Annotated in this window: 14 protein-coding genes; 9 read left to right on the top strand and 5 right to left on the bottom strand. The window is 71.3% G+C overall.

The genetic code is table 11. The features are described 5' to 3' along the window. Positions 1–170: 170 nt before the first annotated feature. The 3 genes from STRTU_RS33315 to STRTU_RS33325 form a co-directional block, all read right to left on the bottom strand. Positions 171–1,349, bottom strand: a complete 1,179-nt coding sequence (locus tag STRTU_RS33315) for a MalY/PatB family protein (protein WP_159748807.1) — start codon at positions 1,347–1,349, stop codon at positions 171–173. Between the two features lie 117 nt (positions 1,350–1,466). After that, complete coding sequence (locus tag STRTU_RS33320; protein ID WP_159748809.1) at positions 1,467–3,653, bottom strand: SpoIIE family protein phosphatase; 2,187 nt, start codon at positions 3,651–3,653, stop codon at positions 1,467–1,469. Between the two features lie 166 nt (positions 3,654–3,819). Further along, positions 3,820–4,494 carry an HD domain-containing protein gene (locus tag STRTU_RS33325; protein WP_159748811.1) on the bottom strand — a complete coding sequence of 225 codons (675 nt, stop codon included), beginning with the start codon at positions 4,492–4,494 and terminating at the stop codon, positions 3,820–3,822. A 137-nt stretch (positions 4,495–4,631) separates the two neighbouring features. Between STRTU_RS33325 and STRTU_RS33330 the strand changes: the two genes are divergently transcribed. From STRTU_RS33330 to STRTU_RS33350, 5 genes are all read left to right on the top strand, one after another. After that, positions 4,632–4,973 carry a PadR family transcriptional regulator gene (locus tag STRTU_RS33330; RefSeq protein WP_159748813.1) on the top strand — a complete coding sequence of 114 codons (342 nt, stop codon included), beginning with the start codon at positions 4,632–4,634 and terminating at the stop codon, positions 4,971–4,973. Then, on the top strand, positions 4,970–5,644 hold the full coding sequence (locus STRTU_RS33335) for a permease prefix domain 1-containing protein (protein WP_159748815.1): 675 nt from the start codon (positions 4,970–4,972) through the stop codon (positions 5,642–5,644). The genes STRTU_RS33330 and STRTU_RS33335 overlap by 4 nt, the downstream gene beginning before the upstream one ends. Positions 5,645–5,828: 184 nt before the next feature. Beyond that, positions 5,829–6,656, top strand: coding sequence for a GNAT family N-acetyltransferase (locus tag STRTU_RS33340; RefSeq protein WP_159748817.1), 828 nt, complete (start codon positions 5,829–5,831; stop codon positions 6,654–6,656). Positions 6,657–6,745: 89 nt separating this feature from the next. After that, positions 6,746–8,716: an APC family permease gene (locus STRTU_RS33345; protein WP_159748819.1), complete on the top strand. Its 1,971-nt coding sequence runs from the start codon at positions 6,746–6,748 to the stop codon at positions 8,714–8,716. 91 nt (positions 8,717–8,807) lie between these two features. Further along, the gene (locus STRTU_RS33350) at positions 8,808–9,899 is read left to right on the top strand and encodes an ArsR/SmtB family transcription factor (RefSeq protein WP_159748821.1); all 1,092 of its coding nucleotides are present in this window, start codon (positions 8,808–8,810) and stop codon (positions 9,897–9,899) included. 38 nt (positions 9,900–9,937) lie between these two features. On the opposite strand, the gene STRTU_RS33355 is transcribed toward STRTU_RS33350, so the two are convergent. Further along, a complete protein-coding gene (locus tag STRTU_RS33355) occupies positions 9,938–10,726 on the bottom strand; it encodes a (2Fe-2S)-binding protein (RefSeq protein WP_159748823.1) in 789 nt (262 codons plus the stop codon). Positions 10,727–10,814: 88 nt separating this feature from the next. Then, positions 10,815–11,666: a LysR family transcriptional regulator gene (locus STRTU_RS33360; RefSeq protein ID WP_371873697.1), complete on the bottom strand. Its 852-nt coding sequence runs from the start codon at positions 11,664–11,666 to the stop codon at positions 10,815–10,817. Between the two features lie 82 nt (positions 11,667–11,748). Between STRTU_RS33360 and STRTU_RS33365 the strand changes: the two genes are divergently transcribed. The 4 genes from STRTU_RS33365 (at position 11,749) to STRTU_RS33380 (ending at position 16,866) form a co-directional block, all read left to right on the top strand. After that, positions 11,749–12,783, top strand: coding sequence for an EamA family transporter (locus STRTU_RS33365; protein WP_159748827.1), 1,035 nt, complete (start codon positions 11,749–11,751; stop codon positions 12,781–12,783). A gap of 31 nt (positions 12,784–12,814) precedes the next feature. After that, the gene (locus STRTU_RS33370; RefSeq protein WP_159748829.1) at positions 12,815–13,927 is read left to right on the top strand and encodes a CapA family protein; all 1,113 of its coding nucleotides are present in this window, start codon (positions 12,815–12,817) and stop codon (positions 13,925–13,927) included. A gap of 152 nt (positions 13,928–14,079) precedes the next feature. Continuing rightward, the gene (gene lanKC / locus STRTU_RS33375) at positions 14,080–16,680 is read left to right on the top strand and encodes a class III lanthionine synthetase LanKC (RefSeq protein WP_159748831.1); all 2,601 of its coding nucleotides are present in this window, start codon (positions 14,080–14,082) and stop codon (positions 16,678–16,680) included. 57 nt (positions 16,681–16,737) lie between these two features. Beyond that, the gene (locus STRTU_RS33380) at positions 16,738–16,866 is read left to right on the top strand and encodes a SapB/AmfS family lanthipeptide (protein WP_093638117.1); all 129 of its coding nucleotides are present in this window, start codon (positions 16,738–16,740) and stop codon (positions 16,864–16,866) included. The last annotated feature ends 126 nt before the right edge of the window (positions 16,867–16,992 follow it).

Raw genomic sequence — 16,992 nt, forward strand, 5'->3', positions numbered from 1 at the left:
CTTCCGATCCGATGGGTCGGGTGACACCACCGACCCAATTCCGGCGCTGTCACCGGTACTTGTGCCTGCCGTGCGGCCCTTTCCGCGCCCCGAATCCCACCATGAATGAGATCATGTCCTAGTGAATGAGAATCCCGCAAGGTGCGGCGGAGGGGGCCGGGGGGTCGTGCTCAGGCCACCGCCGTGGCCATCCGCCGTACCGCCTCGGTGAGCAGAGCGGGCGAGGTCGCCAGGTTGAGCCGGACGTGGCCGGCGCCGCCGGTGCCGAAGGCCGTACCGGCGCTGAGAGCCACTCTGCCGCGGGCGAGAAAGGCCGCGGCGGGGTCGTCACCGAGCCCCAGTGGGCGGCAGTCGAGCCAGGCGAGATACGTCCCGGCGGCGGGGCGGTAGCGGACCTGGGGGAGCCGCTCGGCCAGCAGGGCGGCGAGCAGTTGGCGGTTGTCGTCGATACCGGCGCACACTGCGTCGAGCCAGTCGCGGCCGTCCCGCAGGGCAGCGGTGTGGGCGATGATGCCGAGGTGGCTGGGGCCGTGGCTGACCTCTTCCGGGAGGCGGGCCAGCTCATCGGCCGCGGCGGGCCCGGCGACGGCCAGCGCGGCTTTGAGGCCGGCCAGGTTCCATGCCTTGGACGCCGACAGCAGCGCCAGCCCGTTCTCCGCCCCGGGCACGCTCAGATAGGGCACGAAGGCGGCGTCACGGGCCACCACGGGCGCATGGATCTCGTCGGCGACGACCCGTATGCCGAACCGGTCCGCCAGCGCCGCGACGGCGGTCAGCTCCTCGGCGCTGTGCACGACGCCGGTGGGATTGTGCGGGCTGCACAACAGGTACGCGGCCCGGCCGCCGTCCGCCGACGCATACCGGAACGCCTCCTCCAGCGCGCCGAAGTCGATCCGCAGGTCCCCGCCCAGCGGCGCCTCCACCACGCGCCGGTCCATATGCGTCACGAACTGGTAGAACGGCGGATAGACAGGGCAGTTGACGACCACCGGATCGCCCGGACCGCTGACCAGCTTGAGCATTTCGACGATGCCCAGCATCACATCCGGCACGATCGCAGTCCGCTCGACGGCGAGCCCGTCCCAGCCCCACCGCGTCCGGGCGAAGTCGGCCAGCGCGTCGGCGTACGGGGTCCCCGCCGGGTAGCCGGTGTCGCCGAGCGCGACCGCGTCCGTGATCGCCCGTGCGACCGGTGCGGCCAGTGGAACGTCCATCTCCGCCACCCACAGCGGCAGCACATCCTCCGGGTAGGTGCGCCACTTCATGCTCGTACGCCGTCGCAGTGCGTCGAGGGAGAGCCGGTGCAGCGGGTTGGGCTCGTCGGGGGTGTCACGCGGCGCGCTGTCCATGAGCCCAAAATAGGCAAGTTCCCCGGGGAAGGGCAGGGGGGCGGGCCCATCGGGCGATCCCTTTGCGCCGCCGGACCGTGTCCCGTACGCCGCCGGACGGCGTCCCGTGCGCAGTGGTCAGGTGGTCGCGGTGAGGACCAGGGCGGCCTGGTCGTCGGGGGTGGACGGCCCCGCGAAGGCGGTCACCGCGGCATTGATGGACGCGATGAGACCGGCGGCGCCGGAGAGCGCGGTGCGGTGCGGGAGCAGGGCCGCGGCCAGCCGGTGTTCGTCGAAGAAATCGCCGGTGGCGGAGCGGGCCTCGGTGATGCCGTCCGTGACCAGCACCAGGCTGTCGCCCGAAGCGAGAGCGACCCGGCACACGGAACCGTCGAAGGCGGGGGCCACGCCCAGCAGCAGGCCCGACGGGGTGACCTGTTCGACCGTGCCGTCGGCGCGCAGCAGGAGCGGCGGGACATGGCCGGCCCGGATCAGTTCCAGCGTGAGCCGGGATCCGCTGTGCCGCAGTTCGCCGTAGACGAGCGAGACAAAGACGTCCTCGTCAGCGGTGCCATCGGTCAGTGCGTCGTTGATGGCGGCGACCACGGCCACCGGGTCGTGCAGCAGCCGCGCGGCGGCGCGGGCGGTGTGGCGGACCATGCCGGTGGTCGTGGCGGCCGCCGCCCCGCGCCCGCACACATCGCCGATCATCAGCGCCCAGCGGTTGTCCGGGAGCGGGAAGACGTCATAGAAATCGCCACCGACGTCCAGCCCTTCGCCGGCCGGGTGGTAGTACGCCGCCAGATCGGCGCCGGGAATCCTGGGCAGCTCGGGCGGCAGCAGCCCGGCCTGCAGATCGCGGGACAGCTGGACGCGGTCGGTGAACTGGTGGGCGTTGTCGGCGCTGGACGCGGCCCTGCGGGCCAGCTCCTCGGCGAGGGCCACGGCATGGCCGTCCAGGGGCGGGCCGGTGGCCAGGAGGGTCAGTACCCCGAAGGTGCGGCCACGGGCGCTCAGGGGGACGGAGACATAACCGGTGACGCCGGGCAGTGCGAGGTGGCGGCCGCGGGCGACTTCGGCGTGGTCCGTATCCGTCGCGCCGGAGGCCAGGACCCGGAGCACCGCACGGTCGATCTCGTCGTCCAGGCCGGGGACCGCGAGCAGCGCCTCATCGGCCGGGGTGGCGGCGGCCATGGCGATCCGCCGGGTCCGGCCGTCCTCCAGCACATGGACCGTGCACAGCGGCGCCAGGGTCGGCACGGTCAGCCGGGCCAGGCACTGCAGACAGTCGCCATAGTGCGGCTCACGGGTGATGGCCGTACTGGCCTCCAGGATGAAGGCCAGGTCCTCCCGGACCGCCTTCTCCCGCTCCTGGGCCGCCCGCCCCTCCTCCAGGGCTCGGTGGCGTTCGATGGCCAGCGCGGTGATACGGGCGAACGCACCGCTGAGGGCCACATCCTTGTCCGTGGGCTCCTTGGGGGTGCGGTGGTACATCGCGAAGGTGCCCAGCAGCCCGCCGTCCGTCCCCATGATCGGAGTGGACCAGCACGCCGCGACCCCGGCCCGCGCGGCCAGATCGCGGTAGCCCTCCCACCGGTCGTCGGTGGCGATATCGGTGGCGATCACCGGCTCACGGAGATAGGCGGCTGTTCCACAGGAGCCGACGTCCGGACCGATGGCGAGGCCGTCGATGGCCTCGTTGTAGAAGGCGGGCAGGCTCGGGCCGGTGCCGTGCAGCAGATGTGCGCCCTCGGGGTCGATGAGCAGCACCGAGACGATCAGTTCCGGTGACAGCTCCTCGATCGCCCGCGCCATACCCGTCAGGATGTCGCCCAGGGGGGCGTCGCTCGCGATCCGCTCCAGCAAGAGACGCTGTTCGGCCGCGAGAAGCTGGGCGTGGTGGAACGCGGTGGTCTCCACCGCGATCACGACCACTCCGTCGATCGCACCGAGCGCGTCCCGGCGGGGCTCGTAGGTGAAGTCGAAGAACCCCTCCCGCTGCGCCCCTGGCGGACCGAGCACCAGCCGCCCCGCACGGGCCCGGTACGCGGTGCCGGTGCGGTACACCGCATCGAGCCGGTCCAGGACGCCCTGCGGAGCCAGCTCGGGAATCAAGTCTCCGATCGGCACATCGATCCCTGCGGGATCGCCCCCGAACGCCTCGAAGAACGCTGGATTCGCCGCCTCCAGCAGATGGGCCGGCCCGCTCAGCGCAGCAAAGATCACCGGAGCCTGATCGAAGAGGTCCTCGTACTCCTCGCTCCGGCGGGGCGGGGACCTGGGGTGTGCGGTGACCGCGGCGAGGCGATCCGACTGAAGGGACATGAAGCCACAACTTCCTGCACGCACCGATGCGCGGTCCGTCCTCCTCCCACTCTGGCACACCGCCCGGTGGAATCCAGGCGGCGGCAGGAACGGTCGCGGAGCGCGGTCGGCCGGCGACAGAGTGGGATAAGGGTCTTGGCGTGCGGTGGCTGTCCGGGTCCCGTGCTCACCCCTCCGGTTGGTAGCCGTCGTAGTCGTTCCAGCTGGGGGATTGGGTCATCAGTTGCTTCCAGGTAGGCCAGACCGCCTGTGTCTCCTGGCGCACCAGTTCGCCGGGCATGCTGAACGGCGGGGCCTTGTGTGGCTTGTCGATGGCCTGCCCGACGATCGCGTCGTAGAGCACGGCCGCGGCGTGGAGGCGCGGCAGCGAAGCATGGACGCGGTCGGCATAACCGGCCGGGAGGGTGTGCGGCCCCTCGGGGCCGAGGTCGAAACCGGCGCCGGCCGTCACCAACGCGATCTCGGGACGTTTGCGCATGGCGATCTCGTAGTGCAGGTGCAGGGCGATCGCGTCCCATACGACCTCGACCCTCTCCGGTGACACCCCCTGGTCGGTGAGGAAGCGGGCGGCCAAGTCGGCGCCGTCCATATCGAAGCGCTGGTCACCGTTGCCCTCAGCGCTGAGCCCGGCGTCGTGCAGAAGACAGCCCAGAAATAACAGCTCGTCGTCATAGTCGCGGCCGGGGTGCAGGCCCTGCTGCTCTCCGAGAAAGCGCCCGTAGAGATAGCTGCGCATGCTGTGGTTGAAGATCGCCGGGTCCTCGATGCCTTGCACGTAGCGCATCGCGCTCAGCGCCAGATCGGTACGAGTAAAGAGCAGGCCAGCGTATACGTCGTCCATCGCGTCAGCTTTCCTGGGCATGGCGTGCATGGGGGTGGCCGGTTTCCTGGGCATGGGGATCCCTCCGAGTAGCGCCTATATGTGTTGGCTGCCAATACATACACTGCCTACGGCTCGTTTGGGTAGGCTGCCTACACATGAGGGCAGACGCGGTGCGAGGGCACCTGGACGGACTGTTGCTGGCCGTGCTGGAACCAGGCCCGCTGCACGGCTACGCGATCATCGCCGCGGTCCAACACCGCAGCGGGGGCGCACTTGAGCTGCGCACGGGCACCATCTACCCGGCCTTGAACCGGCTGGAGCGGCTCGGGCTGCTGAGCAGCAGCTGGCAGTCTTCGGGCGAACGGCGACGGCGATGCTACGAACTCACCAACGCCGGACGGCAGACCCTGGCCACCGAGCGCACCGCGTGGAGCGAGTTCACCACCGCGATCGGCTCGGTCCTGAACCCCGCCACGCCGCCCGGGATCGCCACATGAGCGCCATCAGTGGGCAAGCCGACCCCATCGAGGATTACCTCGCGGCCCTGACAGCTGCCCTGCACGGCCCGGCCCGCATCAAGGCCCGGATGATCGAGGAGTTAGGCGGCGGCCTCGCGGACACGGTGGCGGCGTACACCGGCGAAGGGATGGCCTACCAGCACGCCGCCCACCGAGCAGTGGCAGAGTTCGGGACCCTTGACGAACTCGTGCCGAGCTGCCAACGGGAACTGACCATCGCTCAGGCCCGGCACACCGCACGGGCCGTCGCCCTCACCGCCCCCTTCCTGGCCGCCTGCTGGTACCTGGCCTGGTCCACCGACCACGATCAGCCTTGGCGGCTGCCACACCTGGCTCAGCTGCTGGCCGTTCATCTGGCCGGTGTCGCCGGCGTCGCAGCAGTGCTCGCCGCGGCGACACTGGCCGTCACCGGCACCCTCGCCCGCCGGCTGCCCACTCCGCATCAGCTGCCCCGCGCGGTCGCATGGACCGGGACCACCGCGAGCGTTGCCATGGCGGTCGCGACGCTCGCGCTCGTCACCGCCTCCGTCCTGGCCACGAACTGGCCACTGCTCGCGTTCGCCGGCGCACTCGCCGCTGCGTCGCATGCCGTGATGGCGGCCCCGGCTCGCGCCTGCCGCCACTGCGCGGCGCGGCTGCCGGCCATGTGACCGGCCGCGGCCGCACCCACAACAGCCGTATGGCTCTGGCGACACGGCATGCACATACGCAGATCATGCCCGGTTTCCGGTTTTTCCTCCCGTATCGTCCTGGCGGTCGTGTGCTCAGGCGTCGAGCGGGCGGTGCCGGTTCCGTAGGGGCCGGGCCGTTCCGCGATCACCTCAAGGGATCGCAGTGATCGAACTCGCCCCGGACCAACTGCCCCCGCTCTCCCGCTGGTTCGCCGCCGGGTCGCCGGGGACGGCCGCGCTGGCCGAACATGTGCAGGTCGCCGGAGTCGGCCGTTGGTGGGCCGACCGCGCTCACACCCCGCGCACCGTGGCCGTCGCCTGCGCCGGACATGTGCTGCTCCGCGGCGACCCGAGCGCCCTGTCCCCGCAGGCCCTCGCCGTCTTCGACGCGCACTATGTGCAGGCCCCGGCCCGCTTCCTTCCCGCTCTGCGCGGCGCCTTCGATCTGATCGTGCCGTGGGAGCGGATGCTGTATGTGCATCAGGAGCCGGTGACGGCGCCGTGTCCGCCGGGCGGAGTGACGGTGCGTCGGCTGCTGCCGGAGGACGCCCCGGCGCTGGCCGCCCTCGCCTCGGACACGGCATGGCTCCATGCCAGCTGGGGCGGCCCGGCGGGTCTCGCGGCCTCCGGACTCGGCTGGGCGGCCTTCCGTTCGGACGAGGTTCTCGCCGTCGCCGGTACGTACTTCCACGGCACCGCGTACGAGGACATCGCCTGCTACACCGCCCCCGCACACCGCCGCCGGCGCCTGGCCCTGGCCTGTGTGACCGCCCTGTGCCGGGACATCGCGGGCCGCGGCCACACCCCCAGCTGGACCTGTTCCCGTGACAACCGACCCAGCCGGCTCCTCGCCTGGACCGCCGGATTCCGCCTGGCGCACGAGTATGTGCACTACCTCGTCCGACAACCGGCGCGACGCGGCGCCGGTGGCACGCCGGATCCCCCGGCTGCCGCCGCCGCACCCGGGGACACGAAAGCGCCACAGCGCTGAGCACCCCGGTCGCGGGGCCCGGACTACGTACGCTGACCAGGCCATCTCATCGATGGCGGGATGCTTTCGCGGTACGACAGGAGCACACGATGGCCGCCTCCGCCCCTGCCGGTGCGCGCTCCGGGGTCACGGCGCGGCAGCGCCTGCGCGCCTGGATGCTGGAAGGCCTGTCCGATATGGCCAAGCATCAGCAAGGGCCGCACGCCGGGCCGGTGAGCGCCCACCGGGGGCAGCGCTGGTGGCGGGTGATGTGCCTGACCGGTGTGGACTACTTCTCCACCCTCGGCTATCAGCCGGGCATCGCCGCCCTGGCCGCGGGGCTGCTGTCACCGATCGCCACCGTCGTCCTGGTTCTCGTGACGCTCGCCGGGGCGCTGCCGGTCTACCGGCGGGTGGCCGAGGAGAGCCCGCACGGGCAGGGCTCGATCGCCATGCTGGAGCGGCTGCTGTCCTTCTGGAAGGGCAAGCTGTTCGTGCTGACCCTGCTGGGCTTCGCCGCCACCGACTTCCTCATCACCATCACCCTGTCGGCCGCCGACGCCTCGACCCACCTGGTGGAGAATCCGCACCTCACCAGCGCCCTGCACAACGGCCAGATGATCATCACCCTCGTCCTCGTCGCGCTGCTCGGCGCGGTGTTCCTCAAGGGTTTCCTGGAGGCCATGGGGGTGGCGATCGTTCTCGTGGGCCTCTACCTGGGGCTCAACGCGGTCGTGGTGGCCGCCGGGCTGTGGCATGTGGCGACCGCGGCACATGTCGTCACCGACTGGTCCCACGCCCTGACCGCCGAGCACGGCAGTGTGCCGGCGATGATCGGGGTGGCCCTGCTGGTCTTCCCGAAGCTGGCGCTGGGGCTGTCCGGGTTCGAGACCGGTGTGGCGGTGATGCCGCATATCGAGGGCGACCCCGACGACACCGAGGAGCGCCCCAGAGGGCGCATCCGGGGCGCGAAGAAGCTGCTCACCACCGCTGCCGTGATCATGAGCGTCTTCCTCATCATCACCAGCTTCATCACCACCCTGCTCATCCCGGAGCAGGCGTTCCAGCCCGGAGGGCCGGCCAACGGCCGCGCCCTGGCATACCTGGCCCACGCGTACCTGGGCTCCGCCTTCGGCACCGTCTACGACATCTCCACCATCGCCATCCTCTGGTTCGCCGGCGCCTCGGCCATGGCCGGTCTGCTGAATCTGATGCCGCAGTACCTGCCGCGCTACGGCATGGCGCCCCACTGGGCCCGCGCGGTCCGTCCCATGGTGCTGGTCTTCACCCTGATCGCCTTCCTGGTCACCTGGATCTTCAACGCCGACGTGGACGCCCAGGGCGGCGCCTACGCCACCGGCGTCCTGGTCCTGATCAGCTCCGCCGCGATCGCCGTGACCATCGCCGCACGGCGGGCCCGGGAACGCGGCTGGACGATCGGCTTCGCCACCATCTCCGTGGTGTTCCTCTACACCACGGTGGCGAACGTCATCGAGCGCCCCGACGGCGTCAAGATCGGCGCCTGTTTCATCGCCGGCATCATCCTGGTGTCGTTCCTCTCCCGCCTCGCCCGCGCCTTCGAGCTGCGGGTGGCCGGCGTGGTGCTCGACCCCATGGCCGAGCGGTTCATCCGCGATATCGCCCATCGCAAGATCCGCTTCATCGCGAACGAGCCCGACCAGCGGGATCTGGCCGAGTACCGCGACAAGCTCGAACAGATCCGCACCGACAACGACCTCCCGGTCGACGACGACTTCATCTTCGTCGAGGTCACCGTCGGCGACCCCTCGGAGTTCGAGAGCGAACTACGGGTGCACGGTGAGGTCATGCACGGCCGCTACCGCGTGCTGTGCCTGGAGAGCTCCACCATCTCCAACGCGCTGGCCGCCCTGCTGCTGCACGCACGGGACATGACCGGACAGCGTCCGCACATCTACTTCGAGTGGACCGAGGGCAGTCCCTTCGCCCAGTTCCTCCGGTTCTTCCTCTTCGGCCAGGGCGAAGTCGCCCCCGTCACCCGCGAAGTCCTCCGCGAGGCGGAACCGGACCGCAGTCGCCGCCCTCGCGTGCACGTCGGGTGAGGCGGCCACGTCGGCTGACGCGATCCTGGAATGATGGGGGGGGGGAGCGCGCGCGTCGGTGCGGGGACCGGCGCCGGGAAGGGGGCGGAGAGTGATCAACATCGCCGTGAGCGCTGACATGCTGGCGGCCACACGGTTCGCGGTCTCACCGTTGATGCAGGCCGGAGCCGTGCTGCATCCGCATCGCCCGCACGCGCTGAGCACGGTCAGCGTGCCCCGGCAGCAGGTCGACGCCGTGCTACAGGAACGGCAACTGCCGCTGCTGTCCGCGCTGCGCCGGGAAATCAGCGGATACGCGCCGGACTTCATGACTCCCGGTACGGCCACCGATCGCACACCGGACCTCGAAGCGGAGCTGCATCAGGTCGCCGCGACATCGGCCCGTGTGGTCGCCCGGCAGATGGACCGTATGCTCCGGACCGCGCGCCCTCAGGGGAAGACATCCGCAGGCGAACTCCCCGGTGTCCGAAGCTTCCTGGAACGCGGCGAGCGGGCCTTCGCGCAGCAGGTCGCCGACGAACTGGACGCGTTCTGGCGGCAGAGCCTCGCGCCGCTGTGGCCCTCCGTCGTCGCCGGTGTCGAAGCCGATATCGAGCACCGGGCGCGCCGCATCGCCCGCAGCGGACTGAGCGCCGTACTGAACTCCCTGCACCAGGACATCGCCTACCGTTCCGGCACGCTGCACCTGGCGAGCGAGCACCGGATCGAGGTATCCGGGACCACGGACCTCACGCTCTTCCCCTCGGCGGTGGCGCACAGCTGGCTCATCAGCGTGGATCCCTGGCAGGAGCGCGGCATCTATCTCATTTACCCGACCCGCGGCGCCCTGGGACCTGACCGGATGACCGAGGGAGCCGACCCGCCCATGGGGAGCGTTCTCGGCCACTCCCGGTCGACCCTGCTGGCCGGCCTCGCTCTGCCCCGCACCACCACCCAACTCGCCGACCGCCACCATCTGAGCCCGTCGACGGTCTCCTACCACCTCAGCCACCTCCTCCACGCGGGTCTGGTCAGCCGGGTACGAGAGAGAAACCGGGTGTACTACCGGCGCACCGCGCACGGCGAGCGGATCTGCGGTCGTGAGGCGAGTGATGACGGTGCGTCATGGGCCGGCGAGGGCAGGACGGGACGTCCGGAGCGGAAACCCGTGGTGGCCGATCACGAGGGGGTTGTGTCGGCCTGAGGGAGGCGCTGGTGACTGCTCAGCGCCGGTTCTGTCCGTCACCGCCCCGTCCGCGACCATCCCCCGCGACCGCCCCATTCGTGCAGGAGTACGCAGTCGCCGCAGATGGCGCCCGCGGCATCCGGTGCGGCGCGGTAGAGGAGACAGCAACTGCGGCGTGTGAAGCGTCCGTTGGGGGTGGCCAGGGTGTGGGCGTCCCGGAGTTGCGGCTGCTGGAGGAAGGCGAGGGCCGTTGCGCGTGCGGGGCCTTCCAGGGAGGGTGCGGCGGCGGTGATGCCGGTGGCGGCGCCGTTCACGGCCGAGGCGACGTTGCCCCAGAGGATGTGCGGGGAGACCGAGTAGGGGGCGAAGGCGGCGACCAGGGCGTGGACGGTTCCGGAGAGCAGGTCGCCGGCGAGGGTGTTGACCGGGCGACGGGTGTCACCGTCGGTGGTCGGGGTCACCGTCTCGCGGGGCAGGGAGAGCCGGAAGGCGCCGCCGAGGGCGGACCCATACCGCAGGTCGTCCGGTGTGAGCGGGCGCGACGGCAGGCCGTGCAGAGCGGCCAGGCCGAGGAACGGTGCGATGACCCGCGCCACCAGGCCGAGATGGGCCACCGATGCGGCCACCCGCGGCTCGACGGCCTCGGGCGGTCTGCCGTGGTGGGCGGCGAGGGTGGCCTGTACGGAGGCGATCCGCTCCCGCAGGACTTCGCTGCTCTCCTCGGTCACCTCGCTCAACGTGCGCCAGGGAGCGGCCAGTTCGGACCCCTCGGCATGGGTCTCGAAGGCGCAGAAGGGCCCGAGTGCCGCCAGCTGTGGCCTCGGTGCGGCCGTGGGGTCCGTCATGGGTGCTGTCCGGTTCTGCGAGAGGGGGCGGCCGTAAACATCCCGGGCGGCGTCGTAAGCGTCCCGGTCGGGTGAAGTGGGCGGGCGTTCATGTCCGCTGCCGGTAGAGCTCGGTCAGCAGGGCGACGGCGGCATGCGTGGCCGGATGCGGGTCATGGCGCCGCCAGATGAGATGGACCGCGACGGGGGCGGCGTCCCGGAGCCGACGGAAGACGATGCCGTCGCGCCGGTACTGGTTGGCGGTGCTCTCCGGTGTGATGCCGACGCTGCGGCCGGTGGCGATCATCGCGAGCCAGTCGTCGATGTCCTGGGTGTACTCGACGACCGGACGCGCATCCGGGGGCCACAGATCGGCTGTGGTGGTGCCGGTGCGCCGGTCGAGGAGGAGGGTGCGGGAGCGGATGTCGGCCAGGGGGATGGCACGGCGGGTGGCCCAGGGGTCGTCGGCGGCCATGACGCAGTAGCGGCGTTCCTGGCCGACGACGGCGCTGGCGAAGCGCGCGTCGTCGAAGGCCGTACGGACCACGGCGAGGTCGCAGAGCCCCTCCGCCAGACCGCCCGTCGCGGAGTTGGTGCGGATGAGATGCAGCTCGATGCCGGGGTGGCGGGCCGCCCAGCGGCGCTGGTACTCGGCGGTGTGCCGGCCCATGGCCGACCAGGCGTGGCCGATACGCAGCCGGGTGTGGCCGGTGGTGGCCTCGCGGATGAGGTTATCGGCCTCGGCCAGCACCTTACGGGCGCGTGCCAGTACCTGCACGCCCGCCGTGGTGGGGACGACGCTCCGGCTGGTGCGGTGCAACAGCCGTACGCCGAGGGAGTCTTCCAGCGAAGCGATCGTCCGGGACACCGCCGCCTGCGAGATCCCGAGATCGATGGCGGCGTCGGTGAAGCCACCGGCGTCGATGATCGCCACCAGACAGCGCAGATGTCGCAGTTCCATCCTCAGATCCATAACCAGAGCGCATTGATGTGTACGGACATGCATTTTAGGTATCGGCGTCCGGGGGCGGAGGCTGCGGTGCATGAGACGAAGCACGCAAGGGCCGCCGCACCCGGAAGACGTCCGTGGGGGACCGGCGGCGGGCTCGGGCCGACTGGCGGGCGTGGCGCTGATGTGCGGCAGCGGACTCGCCAACCAGAGCGGTGCCGCGATGGGGGCGCTGGCCTTTCCGGTGATCGGACCGGCCGGGGTGGTGGCCGTACGGCAGTGGGTAGCCGGGCTCGTCCTCCTGGCGGTGGGGCGGCCGAGGCTGCGTGCGTTCACCTGGCGGCAGTGGTGGCCGGTGCTGTGTCTGGCGCTGGTGTTCGCCACGATGAATCTGTCGCTCTACACCGCCATCGACCGCATCGGCCTGGGCCTGGCGGTGACCCTGGAGTTCCTCGGCCCGCTGGCCGTGGCCCTGACCGCCTCGCGCCGTCCGGTGGACCTGCTGTGCGCCCTCGTCGCCGGGGCGGCGGTCGTCGTGCTGACCCGGCCCGAGCCGACCACCGACTATGCGGGCATCGCCCTCGGGCTGATCGCCGCCGTGTGCTGGGCGTCCTACATCCTGCTCAACCGTCTCGTCGGTGCCCGTCTGCCCGGAGTCGAGGGGTCGGCCGCGGCCGCCGGTGTCTCCGCCCTGCTCTATCTGCCCATCGGGATCGGCGTGCTCGCCCACCACCCGCCGAGCCTGCGCGCCCTGGGGTACGCGGCCCTCGCGGGCGTGCTCTCCTCGGCCGTACCGTTCCTCGCCGATCTGCTGGCCCTGCGGCGGGTTCCCGCGCGGTTCTTCGGGATCTTCATGAGCGTCAACCCCGTCCTTGCGGCACTGGTCGGGCTGGTCGTCCTGGACCAGACCCTGGAAGGCGTCGAGTGGCTGGCCGTCGCCGCGATCGTGGTGGCCAACGCCCTCAGCATCCTGACCGCCGGTCGCCGCCCGGCGCCGCCGCCCGCGGGGCGCGGCAGCGCAGCGCTCCCCGCGCCGGCGATGCGCGGCCACGCCCAGGCGACGCGCGGCCACGCCCCCGGGGCGGACTCCGCCACGCCACAGAACGCGGCGCCCGCCCACTCGCCGTGAAACCTCGGCGCACCGGTTCTAACCTGGGGGAATGGGCGGTGACTTGCTCACACTGTTCCTCTGCGGCGATGTCATGCTCGGCCGCGGTGTCGACCAGATCCTGCCGCACCCCGGAGAACCGGCGCTGCGGGAGGGATACCTCCGGGACGCCCGCGCCTATGTCGAGCTGGCGGCGGCGCGGAACGGACCCATTCCGTATCCGGCCGGCTTCTCCTGGCCCTGGGGGGACGCGCTGGAGGTGCTCGACGAGGCGGCGCCCGCCGCCCGGGTGCTGAATCTGGAGACCAGCATCACGCAGTACGCCGGATTTGCACCTGAGAAGGAAATCCACTACCGGATGAACCCGGCGAATCTGCCCTGCCTGGCCGCCGCCCGCCCCGACGTCTGCGTCCTGGCCAACAATCATGTCCTGGACTTCGGCCGCCCGGGGCTGGCGGACACCCTCGGCACGCTGGCGGACGCGGGGCTGCGGACGGCGGGGGCGGGAGCGGACACCGGCGCGGCGTGCCGCCCGGCGGTCGTCCCCGTCGCGGACGGCCGCCGGATCCTGGTGTTCTCCTTCGGGATGCCGTCCAGCGGTATCCCGCGGGCATGGGCGGCGGCCGGGGACCGCTCAGGGGTGGACTTCGTGGCCGGGCCCGCACCGGCCGCCGCGGGCGAGATCAACGGGCGGGTACGGCAGTGGAAGCGGCCGGGAGACCTCGCGGTCGCCTCCGTCCACTGGGGCCCCAACTGGGGCTACCACGTGTTGCGTAGTGAGGCCGCCTTCGCCCATGCCCTCCTGGAGGGCGGTGTGGATATCGTCCACGGCCACTCCTCGCACCACCCCCGTGCCCTGGAGGCGTACCGGGGGAAGCTCGCCATCTACGGATGCGGCGACTTCATCGATGACTACGAGGGCATCACCGGCTACGAGGAGTACCGGGACGACCTGCGGCCGCTCTACCTCGTCACGGTGGACCCCGACACCGGCCGGCTCCACGAGGTGCGGATCACCGCGCTGCAGGCCCGGCGCATGCGGCTGCGGTATGCCTCGCGCCGCGACTCCAGGTGGCTGCAAGGGCTCTTCGACCGAATCAGCACCGGCTTCCGTCCCTGTGTCGCCGACGCCCCAGAGGGCACCCTCACTCTCCGTCCCTCCTAAGGGGAGAGGCAGCGGTCCTGGCGTGACCGTTTTCCCCTTCAGCGAATTCGCAGCAAACATGCATTTCTCATGGGTCCTTCGTGACAGTCATGACTGTTTTCGCGACCTCAGGACGTGACAGCGTCATCCCTGTCACCAGCCGAGGGAGAGCGATGAACAAGGGTTACGCCGTCTTTTGCGACGCCGACCGACAGTTCTACGACGCTCCCCACCGCATGCCCGCAAGCAGCAAGGGCCGTAGCGCTCCGTACGAGACGCTGAGCCGGGAGCTGCCGGAGGGCTGGCAGCGCCACCGCTCCGGCGACTGGCTGGCGTTCCGGCCGCTGGACGGCGAACTCCCCAGCCAGGGCTGGAAGATCCATGTCTCGGCCTGTCTGGCCAACGCCGAAAGAGTGCTGGCCAAGGTCTGGGACTACTGCGTCCCGCGCTCCATCGCCTTCAAGTGCATGCCGACCCGGTACCTGCTGCACATCCGCAACGCCAAATACGCCGACCGCGGCGCCAGCGGAAAGTTCCTCACGGTCTACCCCGCCGACGAGGAGCAGTGCGGCCGCATCGCCGAGGAGCTGAACGAGCTGCTCGCCGGCGAACCGGGACCGTACATCCTCAGCGATCTGCGCTGGGGCACCGGCCCGGTCTATGTGCGCTACGGCAGCTTCACCGAGCGGCACTGCTACGACGACAAGGGCGAACTCCGGCCCGCGATCGAGGACGACCAGGGTCAGCTGGTCCCCGACCGCCGCGAGCCCGCGTTCCGCGTCCCCGAGTGGGTCACCCTCCCGGAGTTCCTCCAGCCGCATCTCGCCGCCCGTTCCGCCACCACCGTCACCGACCTGCCGTACAAGATCGAGCAGGCGCTGCACTTCTCCAACGGCGGCGGTGTCTACGTCGGCCGGGACCTGCGGACCGACCAGCGGGTGGTGCTGAAGGAGGCGCGGCCGCACGCCGGACTGGCCGCCGATGGAGCGGACGCCGTGACCCGGCTGGAGCGCGAGCGGGACGCGCTGAAGCGGCTCTCCGGGCTGGGCTGCGCCCCCGAGGTGCTCGACTGGTTCACCCTCGGCGACCACACCTTCCTGGTGCTGGAGTTCATCGAAGGCCGGCCGCTGAACAGCTTCTTCGCGCACCGTCACCCACTCATCGAGGCCGATCCGAGCCCCGAGCGGCTCGCGGAGTACACCCGCTGGGCGATGCGCGTCCACGGCCTGGTGGCCGACGCGGTCCGGGCGATCCACTCCCGTGGCGTGGTCTTCAACGATCTGCACCTCTTCAACATCATGATGTCCGAGGACGAATCCTCCGTGGTGCTGCTGGACTTCGAGGCCGCCTCCGTCGACGACCAGTCCAGCCGCCAGGTGATCGCCAACCCGGGTTTCGTCGCCCCCGCCGACCGCCGGGGCTTCGATGTCGACCGCTACGCCCTGGCCTGTCTGCGGCTGGCGCTGTTCCTCCCGCTCACCAGCCTCCTCGCGGTGGACCGCGGCAAGGCGGCGCATCTGGCGGAGATCGCCGCCACACAGTTCCCGGTGCCCCGCGACTACCTCGACGAAGCGGTGGCGGAAATCCTGCGCGGACATCAGCCGTCGCCCACCTCCCGGCCCACGAGCCGGACCGGGGGAGCGGACTACCTCCCCGTGGCCCTCGGCGACTGGCCGCACAGCCGCGACTCCATGGTCCGGGCCGTGCTCGCCTCGGCCACCCCCGACCGGGAGGACCGCTACTTCCCCGGCGACATCGCCCAGTTCGCCACCGCGGGCGGCGGCACCTGCTTCGCCTACGGGGCGGCCGGGGTGCTGTACGCCCTGGCGGAGACCGGCGCGGACCGCTGCCCGGAGGCGGAGGAGTGGCTGCTGCGGAGGATGAAGACGCCCGCGTCCGGCAGCCCGCTCGGCTTCTACGACGGCCTCTCCGGCGTCGCCTGGGTCCTGGACCGGCTCGGCCACCGGGCACCGGCCCTGGACCTCATCGACACCGTCGCCACCCAGCGCTGGCAGGACATCGCCCCCGACCTGCACAGCGGCTTGGCCGGCCTCGGCCTGGCGCTCGACTCCCTGGCCGCCTCCACCGGCGAAAGCGCCCTCGGGGAGCGGGCGTTGCACTGCGCCCAGCTCGTCGCCGACAAGCTCCGGACCGCCGCGCCACCGGACGGGGGCGGTACGACACCCCGCGCCGGGCTGCTGCACGGCGACAGCGGAGCCGCCCTGCTCTTCCTGCGCCTCTACGAGCGCACCGACGACCCCGCGCTGCTCGATCTGGCCGCCGACGCCCTGCGCCGGGACCTGTCCCGCTGCGTCCGCGGCGCCGGGGGCGCCCTCCAGGTCAACGAGGGCTGGCGGACCATGCCCTACCTCGGCGCCGGCAGCGTCGGCATCGGCATGGTGCTCGATGACTTCCTCGCCCATCGTCCGGACGACGAGTTCGACCGGGCGCGGCGCGAGATCGTGCAGGCCGCGCAGGCCAAGTTCTATGCCCAGCCCGGCCTGTTCCGCGGCGCGGCGGGCATGGTGCTGCACCTCGCCCGCACCACGGCCGGCGGCCCCGGCACCCACACCGCCGACCTCCGCCGCCAGATCGACTCCCTGGCCTGGGGTGCCGTCCCCTACCAAGGCCAACTGGCCTTCGCCGGAGAGCAGATGATGCGGCTCTCCATGGACCTCAGCACCGGCACCGCCGGATGCCTGCTCGCACTGGGCAGCGCGCTGCACGACATACCCGTGCACCTGCCCTTCCTCCCGCCGCCACCGCGGCCCTGAAGCCGGCCCCGTCCGGGGCCGATCGAGAAACACCGTCCCCATCAGAGAGGAACCACCATGTCCCTTCTTGACCTGCAGACGATGGAAACCCCCAAGGCCGAGGCCACGGAGGAGCTCCACACCGGCAGCCGCGCCAGCCTGCTGCTCTGCGGCGACAGCAGCCTGAGCGTCACCACCTGCAACTGACTTCCCGCCGCTGAGGGACCCCGGTCCCCGTAGCGCGTAAGTCACGGCGAGCCCCGGGTGGCACACACCGCCCGGGGCCTGCCGCTGCCGCCCGTATCCGACCCTCGGAGGCGAGGTCCCCACCCG

The sequence above is a fragment of the Streptomyces tubercidicus genome, from assembly GCF_027497495.1.
Taxonomy (GTDB): Bacteria; Actinomycetota; Actinomycetes; order Streptomycetales; family Streptomycetaceae; genus Streptomyces; species Streptomyces tubercidicus.

Excerpts from the sequence above, each read along its gene's own strand:
- STRTU_RS33365 (WP_159748827.1), top strand. The coding sequence starts at position 11,749 with ATGAGACGAAGCACGCAAGGGCCGCCGCACCCGGAAGACGTCCGTGGG.
- STRTU_RS33360 (WP_371873697.1), bottom strand. The coding sequence starts at position 11,666 with ATGGAACTGCGACATCTGCGCTGTCTGGTGGCGATCATCGACGCCGGT.
- STRTU_RS33330 (WP_159748813.1), top strand. The coding sequence starts at position 4,632 with ATGAGGGCAGACGCGGTGCGAGGGCACCTGGACGGACTGTTGCTGGCC.
- STRTU_RS33345 (WP_159748819.1), top strand. The coding sequence starts at position 6,746 with ATGGCCGCCTCCGCCCCTGCCGGTGCGCGCTCCGGGGTCACGGCGCGG.
- lanKC (WP_159748831.1), top strand. The coding sequence starts at position 14,080 with ATGAACAAGGGTTACGCCGTCTTTTGCGACGCCGACCGACAGTTCTAC.
- STRTU_RS33370 (WP_159748829.1), top strand. The coding sequence starts at position 12,815 with ATGGGCGGTGACTTGCTCACACTGTTCCTCTGCGGCGATGTCATGCTC.
- STRTU_RS33325 (WP_159748811.1), bottom strand. The coding sequence starts at position 4,494 with ATGGACGACGTATACGCTGGCCTGCTCTTTACTCGTACCGATCTGGCG.
- STRTU_RS33320 (WP_159748809.1), bottom strand. The coding sequence starts at position 3,653 with ATGTCCCTTCAGTCGGATCGCCTCGCCGCGGTCACCGCACACCCCAGG.
- STRTU_RS33380 (WP_093638117.1), top strand. The coding sequence starts at position 16,738 with ATGTCCCTTCTTGACCTGCAGACGATGGAAACCCCCAAGGCCGAGGCC.
- STRTU_RS33335 (WP_159748815.1), top strand. The coding sequence starts at position 4,970 with ATGAGCGCCATCAGTGGGCAAGCCGACCCCATCGAGGATTACCTCGCG.
- STRTU_RS33355 (WP_159748823.1), bottom strand. The coding sequence starts at position 10,726 with ATGACGGACCCCACGGCCGCACCGAGGCCACAGCTGGCGGCACTCGGG.
- STRTU_RS33315 (WP_159748807.1), bottom strand. The coding sequence starts at position 1,349 with ATGGACAGCGCGCCGCGTGACACCCCCGACGAGCCCAACCCGCTGCAC.